General features: G+C 54.5%; 11 protein-coding genes and 1 tRNA gene. 11 read left to right on the forward strand and 1 reads right to left on the reverse strand.

All coding sequences use genetic code 11. From position 1 onward, the window contains the following. Positions 1 to 204 precede the first annotated feature (204 nt). From ACVWY8_RS03215 to ACVWY8_RS03260, 10 genes are all read left to right on the forward strand, one after another. Positions 205 to 1,089 (forward strand): hypothetical protein, encoded by an 885-nt coding sequence (locus tag ACVWY8_RS03215; protein WP_457393121.1) that lies wholly within the window; start codon positions 205 to 207, stop codon positions 1,087 to 1,089. Positions 1,090 to 1,518: 429 nt separating this feature from the next. Beyond that, positions 1,519 to 2,520, forward strand: a complete 1,002-nt coding sequence (locus ACVWY8_RS03220) for a zinc-dependent alcohol dehydrogenase family protein (RefSeq protein WP_414349833.1) — start codon at positions 1,519 to 1,521, stop codon at positions 2,518 to 2,520. 33 nt (positions 2,521 to 2,553) lie between these two features. Continuing rightward, the gene (locus tag ACVWY8_RS03225; RefSeq protein ID WP_414332236.1) at positions 2,554 to 3,123 is read left to right on the forward strand and encodes a hypothetical protein; all 570 of its coding nucleotides are present in this window, start codon (positions 2,554 to 2,556) and stop codon (positions 3,121 to 3,123) included. A 75-nt stretch (positions 3,124 to 3,198) separates the two neighbouring features. Further along, positions 3,199 to 4,794 (forward strand): bifunctional aminoglycoside phosphotransferase/ATP-binding protein, encoded by a 1,596-nt coding sequence (locus ACVWY8_RS03230; RefSeq protein WP_457393328.1) that lies wholly within the window; start codon positions 3,199 to 3,201, stop codon positions 4,792 to 4,794. Between the two features lie 318 nt (positions 4,795 to 5,112). Continuing rightward, a complete protein-coding gene (locus tag ACVWY8_RS03235; protein WP_011434200.1) occupies positions 5,113 to 5,766 on the forward strand; it encodes a Crp/Fnr family transcriptional regulator in 654 nt (217 codons plus the stop codon). 59 nt (positions 5,767 to 5,825) lie between these two features. Next, positions 5,826 to 5,898: transfer RNA gene (locus ACVWY8_RS03240), tRNA-Phe, on the forward strand. A 204-nt stretch (positions 5,899 to 6,102) separates the two neighbouring features. Continuing rightward, positions 6,103 to 8,637, forward strand: a complete 2,535-nt coding sequence (locus tag ACVWY8_RS03245; protein ID WP_457393119.1) for a dynamin family protein — start codon at positions 6,103 to 6,105, stop codon at positions 8,635 to 8,637. 47 nt (positions 8,638 to 8,684) lie between these two features. Next, positions 8,685 to 9,095 (forward strand): KGK domain-containing protein, encoded by a 411-nt coding sequence (locus ACVWY8_RS03250; RefSeq protein ID WP_414332234.1) that lies wholly within the window; start codon positions 8,685 to 8,687, stop codon positions 9,093 to 9,095. A 323-nt stretch (positions 9,096 to 9,418) separates the two neighbouring features. Then, positions 9,419 to 9,835, forward strand: coding sequence for a KGK domain-containing protein (locus tag ACVWY8_RS03255; RefSeq protein WP_414344169.1), 417 nt, complete (start codon positions 9,419 to 9,421; stop codon positions 9,833 to 9,835). A gap of 2 nt (positions 9,836 to 9,837) precedes the next feature. Then, positions 9,838 to 10,092 (forward strand): HNH endonuclease, encoded by a 255-nt coding sequence (locus ACVWY8_RS03260; protein ID WP_414357979.1) that lies wholly within the window; start codon positions 9,838 to 9,840, stop codon positions 10,090 to 10,092. Between the two features lie 69 nt (positions 10,093 to 10,161). Here ACVWY8_RS03260 and ygfZ read toward each other — a convergent pair whose 3' ends face one another. Then, positions 10,162 to 11,130 carry a CAF17-like 4Fe-4S cluster assembly/insertion protein YgfZ gene (gene ygfZ / locus ACVWY8_RS03265; RefSeq protein WP_457393116.1) on the reverse strand — a complete coding sequence of 323 codons (969 nt, stop codon included), beginning with the start codon at positions 11,128 to 11,130 and terminating at the stop codon, positions 10,162 to 10,164. Positions 11,131 to 11,224: 94 nt separating this feature from the next. Here ygfZ and ACVWY8_RS03270 point away from each other — a divergent pair, with 94 nt between their 5' ends. Beyond that, on the forward strand, positions 11,225 to 12,760 hold the full coding sequence (locus ACVWY8_RS03270) for a hypothetical protein (RefSeq protein ID WP_457393113.1): 1,536 nt from the start codon (positions 11,225 to 11,227) through the stop codon (positions 12,758 to 12,760). Positions 12,761 to 12,966: the final 206 nt, after the last annotated feature.

The raw sequence follows: 12,966 nt of genomic DNA on the forward strand, positions 1-12,966 counted from the left end.
GTCTCCGTATGGCCCGTGGGCAATGTCTGAAGCTGGATTTGGGCAGACTCTTTGGCCTTGGCTCGCAAGAGAGATTGGGGCACCGGATATTAAAGTAAAATTAAGCCCCCAGTTGTTGTATCAAATGCCTCCTTCTCCAGGCTTGGCCAATAGAATGAACAGCATAAAATAGACACGGCACCCCCACCTGGACTCTATAACCCTATGGATCATCCTGATTCTGTGGCTCGGCGCTACACGAAACTCTGCGAGGCTTATCTCTCTCTCAATGAAGCCTTCGCCAAATTGGATCAGTCCCACAGCCGCCTACAGCGCTACATCAAACGACTCTTTCCGCTCAAGCCGATTTTGCAAGAGCAGCTTAAGCAGAGCGACCGCTGGATGAACTCCTTACGAGAAGAACTGCAAGCCAAAGAGGCCCGGCTTGGCGAGCTAATCGCCAACTACGACCAAGTCTGCGGCGAGCTGGACTCTACCAAAGCAGAACTGTTGAGCGCTCAAGCGCTGATTGAGAAACTGGAAGCCGAAAATGCTCAGGTTTTGGAACGCTTGAGTCGGCTCACCAACATGGAAGAGGAAATGGCAAACTTGGCGGAACAGCTGGCCCAAGCGAACGAAGCTTGTCAGCAGATGGAGGCTCGAAATCGCGAGCTGGAGCGAGCTTTGGGAGACCGGGATCAGCACATTTACAGCCTGCAAGAGCGATTGGCACAATTGGAGCAAGAGATGGCCTTCCTGAAAGCTCAGCGGGATGAGGCCCAGCAAGCTGCACAACTGGCTGTATCTCGCGCTGAGCAGGCGGAAGCTAGGCTGAAGGTGCAAACCGAACAAGTTCAGACTTTGCAAAATAAGCTCCATCAAGCCGAGGAGCAGCTGGCCATGGTAACCCTGAACGAGCTGGAGCTCCTGCTCAGCCATAACTCGATGAACCTCTTGCGAGAAGCGGGGCAGGCTGCAGAAGTAGATGCCCAGGTGCTGGCAACCGTACCGACCTCTCTGGCCGAGGCGGAACACATTCTGCTGGAGATCGACCAGTTCATTCAGTTCATTTTGGCCTACTCGGAGCCCATGAAGTCGCAGGCTGCGTGACATACTCCCGACGCTGTAGCTAGCTTCCCGCAGGGTTGCTACGCACACAGCGCGGGCTTCTCAGTGACCCCTGCTATCGCTTCAGACATTTCCTGAGCTTAAGGACTACGTCCCGCTGACGCGAAAAGGACGGGATGCCCCACCGCCCTGTAGAGTAGTGCGTAGTGACTAGTCACTAGTCACTAGCCTTTTTATTGCTTCATGGAGTGGGGTGACGGCTTCGGTTTTGCGTGGGTATGTTGACCCTGCGCATACAGCGCGGGGCTTCTCGGCGGTTTAGCTAAAATAGGCTAGAGAGCAGCTGCAAGACTCCGCAGGGTTGCAAAGCAACACCCCAATGGGGAGATGCCCATCTTCTCATCACCAGAACAAACTCTACCCTGCATCCTTTGAGCGGGCCAACCCAACTGAAGCTGACAACTTGAGCGCATGAAAGCCGTAGTCATGAGTGTGCCCGGCGGGCCAGAGGTTCTGCAGCTCCGAGAAGTACCTGAGCCCCAAATTCGCGGCGAGCGGGAGCTGCGCATCCGTCTGAGGGCAGCCGGCGTCAACCCCATCGACACCAAACTGCGGCAACGGGGCACCTTCTATCCAGAGGAGATGCCCGCCATTTTGGGGTGTGACGGTGCCGGCGTTGTGGAAGCCGTGGGATCCGGAGTTAGGCACTTTACAGTGGGAGACGAGGTGTACTTCTGCCACGGGGGTCTGGGCAGGCAGGCGGGGAATTACGCCGAGCTGATCGTGGTGGACGAGCGTTTTGTGGCTCCCAAGCCCAGAACTCTGAGCTTTGCGGAGGCTGCTGCTGCCCCGCTGGTGCTGATCACCGCCTGGGAAGCGCTTTACGACCGGGGGCGTCTCCAGGCCGGCCAAAGTGTGCTCATCCACGGGGGAGCGGGTGGAGTTGGCCATGTGGCCATTCAACTGGCCCGTCTACGGGGATCCAAAGTGGCCACCACCGTGAGCACCCCGGAAAAGGCGGAGTTTGTCCGTTCCCTAGGCGCCGGCTTGCCCATCTTCTACCGGCAGACAGACTTTGTGCGCGCCGTTTTGGACTGGACAGGGGGAGAGGGGGTAGATCTTGCCCTAGATACCTTGGGCGGCAAGCTATTGGAGCAGACCTTCCCCGCAGTGCGCGTGTACGGAGATATCGTCACCCTGCTGGCCCCGGCCCCAGAGATCGACTGGCGGGTGGCTCGCGACCGCAACTTGCGGGTGGGATTTGAGCTGATGCTCACCCCGATGCTGAAAAGCCTGACCAACGCCCAACAAAATCAGGCGGAAATCCTCAGGCAATGTGCCCGCCTCATCGACCAAGGCCAACTGCGGATCCAGCTCAGCCACACCTTTCCTCTGGCCGAAGCGGCTGCCGCCCACCGGTTGCTGGAGCAGGGATCCGTTCTGGGCAAAATTGCCTTAACCATCCCCGAGTAGGCATGCTGGAGAAAGCCCGTTGAGGATCTGCCCATGGTTGCTCCTCTCACCCCCCACCTGCTGGAGAACGAGAGCTTCTACGAAAATGCCCTCTGCTGGCTAGGGCGACCCCAGACGGCCTATCGACTGTTGAGCGAAGCAGTTTTTCCTGCCATCTCCTCTTGGGTGCGGGGGGAGGTAGATAGCCACTCTTTTAACCACTGGCAACTGGAGGATGTGCGCACCTTTCTGTATCCGGTGGTGGCTCTGGGGGATCAAGAAACCCTTGTTCTCTCCAGTGAAGCCCTGCTCCTCTGCGGCATCGGCAACTATTACAACCCCTGCGACTTGGCCATTGTGGTGTTTGTGCAGCAGCCCCAAGAGCTGTTCAGCCAACTGATGCAGCGCATTCGCCGGGCCGAAGCCACTATCAGCCGCGGGCCAGACGTGCGCATGCTCTCGGAACAGGTAAACCTGGCCAAGCGCGGACAAGACTACATCAACACCAAATATCTGGTCTGGCCCTACGCTCTTTCCGGTGCTGCTCAAGATACGCTAATTCAGCAGGGGATCAGCCTCATCCGTCTTTCCCCCCAAGAAGCCGCCTTGCCCTTTAAGGAATAGGTGGAGGACAATCTGCTCTGTCGGCGGAAGATAGGGATCCCCGTCCAAGCCCTTTTTCCATCTCTATCGTTTTTCATGGTCGATACCCACCTGCCCCCCTTGATCCAAGCGATGCTGGATCCCGCCTTCTACCCTCATCCGGTACAGGATCCCATTCGGCTTATTCAAACCCACATTTCCTATATTCTGCTGACAGGCGACTATGCCTATAAAGTGAAAAAGCCTTTGGACTTTGGCTTTTTGAACTTCACCACCCTGGAGAGGCGGCGCCACTTTTGCCAAGAAGAGCTGCGCATGAACCAGCGCGGTGCTCCCGGCCTTTATCTGCAAGTGTTGCCCATTGTCCAGACCGATGGCCGATTTCAGTTCAACAGCAGCGGCGAGCCCATAGAATACGCTCTGCAAATGCGGCAATTTCCCCAAGAGCAACTGTTCAGCAACCTGTTTGAGCGGGGAGAGCTAACGCCGTCCTTGATGGAGGAGCTGGGGCGGGTGGTGGCGACGTTTCATGCCCAAACCGAGACCAACGACTACATCCGCAGCTTTGGCCGGCCAGAACGGGTGCGAGAAGCCTTTGACGAGAATTACGCCCAAACCCAGCGCTACGTCGGCGGCCCACAAACAGCTCAGCAATATCGAGAAACCCAAGCCTACACCGATCGCTTTTTTGCTGAGCGGCAGGAGCTGTTTCAACAAAGAATAGAACAAAACCGCATTCGTGAATGCCACGGAGACCTGCACCTAGGCAACATCTGTTTTTGGGAAGGGAAGATCCTGCTTTTTGATTGCATCGAGTTTAATGAAGCCTTCCGCTTTGTGGATGTCATGTACGACATATCCTATGGGGTGATGGATTTGGATGCCCGCCATCGCCCCGATCTGGGAAACGCCTATTTGAACACCTACCTGGAAGAAACCGGAGATTGGGAAGGGTTGAAGATCTTGCCTATTTACCTCAATCGGCAGGCCTACGTGCGGGCCAAGGTCACCTCTTTTTTGCTGGAGGATCCCACTGCAGCAGAGGAAGCCAAGGCCACAGCCTTTAGCACCGCCGCCCGCTATTACCGTCTTGCCTGGGAATACACCCTCCCCAAGCGGGGGCAGTTGTTCCTGATGTCGGGATTGTCGGGATCCGGCAAAAGCACGGTAGCCCGCCACTTGGCCCGTCAGCGGGGAGCCATTCACATTCGCTCCGATGCGGTGCGCAAGCATTTGGCCGGGATCCCTCTGCGGCAACGGGGGGGGCCGGAGGTTTATACCCCGGAGATGACCGATAAAACCTACCGCCGCTTGGTGCAGTTGGGAGTAGAGCTGGCCCAGGAAGGCTACACCGTGATTCTGGACGCCAAGTTTGACCGGCAAGCCCTGCGGGGGATGGCCATTGATCAGGCCCAACGCCAAGGGATCCCACTGCGCATCCTCCACTGCTACGCCCCTGAACCTGTTTTGCGGGAGCGCCTGCAACGCCGCAGCCCAGCTCCTCAACCCCTCTTGGCCCCAGCCGGCTGCATCGATGGGGATCAGCAGCACTCTGCCGACATTGCTGATGCCACCGCCGAGATGCTCTCCCAACAGCAGGCCCACTGGCAGGATTTTTCCGATTCGGAACGGCCTTTTTTAAAGATTTTGGATACCAGCCAAGATTGGCCATCTCAACTTCAGCAGGTCTAGATCTCGACTCAAACTGCACAAACTCGAGAAAATTGCTATCAGCAAGATGGATTTTGCCGTTTCTGGGCTAGAGGATGGCAGCAGCTTTTGTTGTGCAGGGATCCCTTTCCAAAGTAGCGGTAAAAATTGGGTCTAAAGCCCTGCCCTATCGCTACGCAGTTCGCCTCGGCGGGCCATAGACCTGAGAGAGACGGTAGGCTGAGGGGCATGTTGACGTGTCTGTGCAGGCCCACCCTTTTCCCATCCCACTCGACCAGAACTGACCACGTGCAGGAGGATCCCACGGTGAGCGATGTAACTCCAGATGACCTACGCCTGATGCTCCTGTTTGAGGGCTTTCCTCCTGAGAGGCTAGAGCCTCTGGCCGGGCAAATGTCGTTGCGCTCCCACCCGGTCAACCAGGCCATCTTGTTACAAAATGACTGGGGTAACGCCGTTTATTTCATCCTGGAAGGGTGGGTCAAGATTCGCACCCATGATCTCGAAGGCCGGGAGATCACCCTCACCATTCTTGGTCCAGGGGAAATCTTCGGGGAAATGGCTGCTTTGGACGAAGCGCCTCGTTCCACCGACGTTGTAGCCCTAACAGCCACCAAAGTCAGTTGTCTGTCGGCCCAACACTTCCTGGCTTTTTTGGCTTCTGATCCTCAGGCCGGCATCCGCCTTGCTCAGCTCATGTCGCGCCGCTTACGGCAGATCAACCGTCGTCTGCAGTTGCGCGAGGCCAGTAGTACGGCCCGTGTTGCCGATATCCTGCTGTTTTTGGCCGAATCCCGTGGCCGGGTTAGCCGAAGTGGCGTAGAGATCCCCAACTTGCCCCATCGGGAGCTGAGCAGCCTAAGTGGCCTAGCCCGGGAAACGGTCACTCGCGTCCTGTCCAAGCTGGAGCAAGAGGAGCTGATCCGCCGGGATCGCAACCGAGATGTTCTCTGCATCCCCCAGATGGAGGCTTTGGAGAAATTGATTGGCTAAATTGGGGGCGCCACCAGTTGTCAAAACCCCCCTCGACATCGTAAGATAGTAGGTCCAGAGCCGGGATAGCTCAGTTGGTAGAGCAGAGGACTGAAAATCCTCGTGTCACCAGTTCAAGTCTGGTTCCTGGCATCTGGTATGAGTATGCTGAGGCGGGCTTGGGTCAACGACCTAAGCCTTTTTGCTATGTCGGTCTGGGGAGTTCTGCTCTTCTCTCTTCACGTGTATGCACATATAGCCACACAGCTCCGGGACTGAAGAAAATTGTTGTAGGAATCCTCACCTCAAGCATAGGCAAGTTATAATCCCGGCAGCCTCTGTGGAGATTGCTCTCTTATGTCTGTAAAGCTCCTGCCTCAGTGTGAGAACTTGAAAGAGCAGGTTGAAGCTATCCTGCAACTCTGGCATCAGGATTCCACTTTTTCAGGCAAGCAAGATACCACTCGGATTCAAGCTTCCCTCAGCAAAGCTATTTCTCCAACCTTCGAGATTGTCTTTGCCGGTGCTTTCAGTGCTGGCAAGTCTATGCTAATCAATGCCCTCTTAGAAAGAGAGCTTCTCTACAGCGCCGAAGGGCACGCCACAGGGACAGAGTGCTACATCGCCTACGCAGAGCCAAATGCGGAGAGGGTAGTGCTCACTTTTCTTAGCGAGCAGGAAGTGCAAGAACAGATGACCGCCTTCTGCGCTTTCCTAAACTTGGCTCCGTCACTCAGCAGGCTGGAAGACACTGCACTGAATCCCCTGAAGGAGCGTGCTGAGGCTATTATTCAGCAGGAGGGAGGCAAAAGCAAGTCAGAGCGGGCGAAGCAGGCGGATGCACTTCGCTTGTTGATTACAGGTTTCCAGCAGAACCGGGACAAAATTCACCCTACCGAGAACAAAGTTTTCTCAATGGAGCAGCTCAACTTCGGCAACCTAAGAGAAGCTGCGGGTTTTGCCCGGCGCGGCGCCAATAGCGCAGTTTTGCGAAAGGTGGAATACTATTGCCACCACCCCTTGCTGGAAGATGGAAACGTTATTGTCGATACTCCTGGGATCGATGCTCCAGTCAAAGCGGATGCAGAGCGTACTTATCGAAAAATTGCCGATCCGGATACGTCCGCAGTTGTTTGCGTTCTCAAGTGTGCTGCAACGGGTGAGCTGACCAAGGAAGAGACAGAACTTATTGAACACATTCAAGGTAATGACAGCATCAGGGATCGCGTCTTCTATGTGTTTAACCGGATTGATGAGACTTGGTACAACGCACAACTAAAGCAGAGACTAGAAAACATTATCGACCAGCAATTTCGTCAACTCCGCGTATTTAAGACAAGCGGCCTTCTCGGCTTCTATGGTTCCCAGATCAAGGCAACTACCCCTGAGGATCGATTTGGACTGGATACGATTTTTTCAGAAAGCATCAAAGAATTGGGTGGTGAGGAAGAAACGCCCCAGTTTGTCAGCGAGTTTAACAAGTACTGCACGTCAGGTAGGTTGGTTGGATCCCCGTTCCGCCCTTCTGTACATGGGTACGACACACCCATAAATAACTACGTTCGGATTCTGAGGGAGTGGGGAAAACCTTTGATTGAGTATATGATTAAAGATAGCGGTATTGAAGACTTTCGGGCTGGGATCACTCGTTATTTAACGGAAGAAAAGCGGCCACAGCTATTTTCCGCGCTGGCCGATGATTTGCAACCTCTCTGCATCGAGATGAGGAAGTCCTATCTAGATCTCTACCGAGACATTGATAGCCAGCCCAAAGAGATTGACAGCATGATTTCCTATGAGCTGACGCTGATCAATCAGCAGCTAGCCAGTATTGGCCGAGAGTTTGACGAGCATATCCAGACAGTAGTCAATAAAGTTATTAACGGAGAAAACAAAGAATTTGAGAACGATTTCCATAAATTGAAGACTAGGATGGTACGGAGGCTAGATGAGCTTTTGGATACTTTTTCGTTGGACAATGTTTACAGTCAAGCCGTTCGCATTCGTCCCCGCAACTCCACAGCTCCATTCTTAGCTGTATTGGTCGAAGCCTTTTATTATTTGTCCAACCATCTAGAGGACATCCTGGTAGAATCAGCCAGCACGCTTGTAGAGAACTTCTTTCGTCGCCTTGTTGATGAAGTTCGCAGCTCGAGCTACTACAGGCAGTTGTTTCGCCTACTGGGATCCGATGGGGACTTGGAGAAAAAGCTTCTTTTGGTTAGAGATGTAACTTTGAGCTCTCTTGTCAATGGTGCCCGAAAAGAGTGCGACCGCTACCTCAGAGAAAGCCCCCGCTTCTATGACGAAGGAACATTCTCGATCTACCAGTTTCGAGAAGTCCTAAAGCAAACCAGCCAATCTTATGACATCTCTGCTATTCGCGACGCAGAGCCTGGAATCCGACAATTACTCAAGCTTGACTTTGAGCCGAAAATTAGCCAGACAGTGCGTTCTAGCTTCCGACAAGAGACCAACAATACTCTAAAAACTCAGCTATTGCCGGTTGCCAAGCAAGTAGCCGATGAGATTTTACAAAAGTACCCAGAAGCAAAGCAGTTCATGGAAGCAACTCTCAGGAAAGAGGCTGAAGAGAAAATTGCGCTTAACCAACAGCGGCTGAAAGAACTGGAGGCAAGCATAGACAAGTACAACCAAGCTGTTTCTGGGATCAACCTCTGCTTGCAAGCTTTGGGCCTCAATCGTGAGATGCTGCCCTTGATTACTCGTCCTGAACCTTCCTCTGTTGGTGAGTCAGTTCAAATTTTGGCAAGTCTTCCTGAACAGCAAGTAGGTGACAGCAATGCAAGCGAAGCAGTCGCTCTTGGTCGTTCTACACCCATAGACGAGAGTTTTCCAGAGTTGGATAGCATTCTCGATGATTTGAGATAGAGCGGCTTGTCTTTGTTTTTGGCCTTTCACTTGATCCAGATAAAGTCATGGGATCCAAATCGATACCTCTACAGCAGCACCCAGAAGGGATCCTCTCTGTAAGGGAGAAAACTTTCAAGGTTGCCAACTTGGTCAAAGCAGCCCAAGAGGACTTGACCAAGAAAGAAGAGCTGCATCGCTTGTTCATTGCGGCCTTGAGATCCTCAGGGATCCTGCCGCCGGAAGACTTGCTCAACATTGCCAGTAGCCTTCTTGCTCCCAAGCCAGAAGAAAAATTGTTGCAAGAAGCGAAGTGGTTTGGGCAGGGACTTGCTTGTCAGCTCTTGGTGCCGGGCAAGAAGGATTGGGAAAAAGGCAGAGTCAGATTGCGGATCACTGTAGAGTTTGAGCCAGAGGATACAGGCTCAGAGAGCAGCAGTGGATCCCCTCTGGATGACCTTCGCGAAAGTGAGAGCTAGCCTAAGCCAGAGAGACATAGAGGGGGTTGGGCAAGTGTCAAGTAATGATCAATCTCAGGAGTGCTTTGTTGAGCTAGATATTTTCCAAAATACTGTCATTGATATAGGAGGACGCCTAATCTACTCGCAAGAGTTTGCTCAGGTGTACTCAGAGATTGTTTATGAGAGTATCAGATCCTACTTATCCAGCAAACTTAGCGAAAAGGGAGTCTCGATTCTATGGAGCAACTTGAACGGAATAACTAACGTGAAAGGAATTCCTGCTAAACTCTTACGTCCTGGCTCACCGTGGATTGTTGTCTCTATGTCTTGAGGTCGATAAGATGACAAAAACATCCATTAATCTTAGCCAACTGGGAGACGGAGTTATCACTTTTATCAACAAGAACAATAAGCAGAAAGTCTACATGATTTCCAAGCTTTGCGATTCTATCAATTCTTATTTCCTGAGGTTTGACCAAATGGGAAGCGGACTAAACAGTCACTTGAGTTCGTCTGAGATACAAACAGGTATTCCCTATGAAGATCAGGTTCATTTTTTCCATAAAGGAGTTCCATGCTCGATTCTTTCTCCTAAAACTAACGGTTGGCAGACCGGTAGAGTAAAAGTAAGAGTAGAAGTTACGATTGACTTTTATCCTGACAATCCTGAATTTCTGATAAAAGAACCCGACCAAGAGATATTAGAACCTCTAGATGAAAAGTCTCCACTGGACGATCTTCGCAGTATGGATGAATAACGATGAAAGAAAGAAAATCCGGCGAAAGGATTCTAATTCCAGCAGCCGTGCGGGAGTATGTTTTCCAAAGAGACGGCTTCCGTTGTCGCGGTTGCGGAAAGTCGCCCCCAGAGGTTCAGCTTCAGATCGATCACATCATCCCCATTGCCCAAGGGGGCAGTAACGATATCAGCAATCTGCAAACGTTGTGCAAAACCTGCAACCGACGCAAAAAGGATCGACGGGATCCCCGCTTTCGCCGCCACTTTGACCTATAAGTTCTGGATCCTTTGCCCGCGTTTCTCCCTTGAAGCGGGAGAGGGGAGGTCTCTGCCGCAAAAACAATCCTAGACAATAGGCGGGAAACTCAAAAACGGCATTCGGGTCAGGACTCCCGGCGCTGAGCCGACTTCAACTTCCAGCCCCTCGGCAGGATTGAATTTAGTGCGCACGTATCCCAATCCCAGGTACCCTTGCGAAGTCAAGCCCGCGCTGGTCAGTAAACCAATCTTTTCCCCCTGCCGCAAAATCTCTGTGCCAGGATGAGCTTCTCCTTGGAGGCGGATCCCCCACAAAGTTTGCCGAATGCGCCGGTAGGTTACCTGCTTGGCCAAGACTTCCTGGCCAACGTAGCAACCTTTGTCAAGGGAAACAGCTCGCCACAGGCCGGCTTCTAGGGGGTTGTAGTCTGAGGTCAGCTCTCGGTCGGCGGCGGGGCGACCCGCTTCTAGGCGGAGGACTTCCCACAGCTCAGGTGGGGCCAGCTTGGCTCCGGCTTGGAGCAAGCATTCTTCAAGAGCGACTTTCTGGTCAATGGTGCCCCAGAGGGTAAACCCCGGCTGGGCAAGACCCGTGCCACAAGCCAGATGGACAGGGATCCCCTGGATCTCCACGGGGCGGTGCTCATGAGGCCCGGTCGGGATCTCTTCTGAGCTCACCACTTGCTCCAGGAGAGCCTGACTCTGGGGGCCGAGCAACCCAAAACCAAAGGTCTGGTCCGTCTCATCTTTCAACTCTGCTCCCCGCACCAAAGGCAGCATACGCCCCAAACTCTGCATCAGCAGGCTGCGCCGCTGGGGCGAAGTCCAGATCCAGCAGTCTTCTTCTCCCGCGTACACCGTGGCCAGATCCAGGATGCCAGCGGTGGGGGTCACGAAAACCGTGTCGGCCCCCTGCCCTGGCTGGAGGGCCTTCAGATTTTGGGTGCTTTGGTTGTGCAGATAGTCCAAGCCTGGGGATCCCTTCATGCGCAAACGGCCCCACCCGGAGCGATCCAGAAGCAGGGATCCCGTGGAAACAGCAGCTAGAAGAGACATCGCTCACCCCAGAGATGGGCTTTGGTTTTCTTCTCTACCCTAGAATAGGCTAGTTCACCCTACCGTCTGTGGCAGACCCCCGGCGTACTGAACTGTGATTGAGGTTGAAGTCCACCAACAGTTGCGGCAGCTTTTGCGGCAGTCTCCCGAAGCCCTGTGGCCCCACCAGTTGACGATGGCTCGCATGGTGGCGCGAGGGTTGCGGTTGGGTCGCAGCACCTTGATCCAGGTGCCTGCTGGGGGTCAGCACCGCCTCAGTTATCTGCTGCCGGCCCTGATGTGGCCCAACCCCACCTTGCTCTGCGCTACAGCTCCTGTGCAGGCGCAAATTTTGGGGGAAGAGATCCCCTGGCTACAGCACACCCTGCAGTTGCATAAGCCTGTCCTGCAAAAAGACCGCTGGCCGGATCCCGATTTCCAGGGGTTGCTGTTGGTGGATCCCCTGGATTGGCTGCAAGCTCGCCTGAGAAAGGGATCCTCGCAAGTGCCAACGGGGATCCCTCTGATCCTCGACGGAGCCGAAGACCTGGAAGATTGGGCCTACCAGGCGCTAACGGTGACCCTGGAAGCCAGCCATTGGCAACAGCTCCGGCAAATCTTCCCTGCCGAGGCGGAGCAGCTCTCCCAGGTTCAGGTCAATTTGTCCCTTCAGCTTTTGCGGCGGCCTCTTTCCCGCTGTCTGCTTCATGCGGATGAACAGGTTCACCTGGATGCTGTGCTGTCTTTGGTGACAGGCTACCCCGGCTGGCTGCCGGATCCCTGGGATCAAATCCGCCGGCGGCTCAGCTCTGAGGGGGATCCCGTCTCCAAATGGATTTGGTGGGCCGAAACCGACCGAGAAACCGGTCGCCTCACCCTTCACCACAGCCCGGCGGCTCTGCAGGATTGGTTGGCCCCCATTTGGGCCACACAGCCGGTGGTGATTATCGGGGAAGCGCTGGATCTGGATCGCCAGGCGGAAACCTACCGGCGACGGTTGGGCTTGCCGGATCTGACGCCGTTGCGGTTTGCCTCAGGCGAGGGTTGGCCCCGTTCCGGCGGGGCGGAGCTGTCCCTCTACTTGCCGCGCCTGCCCTTGCCCAACAGCCCTCTATTTCGGGATCACCTGCTGCAAGAGCTGAAAAAGCTGATCCCTCAAGCGCAGGGCTTCGTGGTGGTGTTGGTGTCGGATCAGCCTCTGCAAGCACAGGTGGGAGCGGCTTTGGCTGCCGAATTCGGCTCACGGGTGCGGGTAAACAGCCCGTTCCCCGGCGAAAAGGGCATTTTGGTCTGCGACTGGCCCTACTGGCTGCACCACAAGGCCGGCTTGCCGCGCCCTGAGCTGATGGTGATCGCCACTTTGCCTTTCCCTTCTGTGGAAGACCCAAGGGTGGCCGGACGGGTGCAATATCTGCAACGCACCCAGCAGGACTGGTTCCGTCAGTACCTTTTGCCGGTGGCCGCTGCCCAGTTGCAACGGGCTGTTGCGCCTCTGCGGCAAAGCTCTGATTCGGGAGAAGATTCCAGCTCATCCACCCGATGGGTGGCCATTTTGGATAGCCGCATCATTGCCCGCAGCTACGGCGTCTCTCTTCTCAATGCCTTGGGGCCAACTTTGCGGGTCGAGCAGCGCAGCCAACTGTTTGTTTAGGGATCCCTGGGCCTCTTGCTCGAGTTGATGGGATGTATGGTCATTTTAAACAGGAATGAAACATTTCTGTCCAACTCCTCTCTCCCTCTGGGAGAAGGTCTGGGGGTGGCCGCGGAAGCAGCGCGGAACGCCTGGGGAGTGTCTCAATCTAGTTTGGAATGACTATATTGAGGATTTTTTGGCTTGAGCGACTGAGAGAAGGCTTG

This window comes from Thermostichus sp. OS-CIW-32 (genome assembly GCF_054060415.1).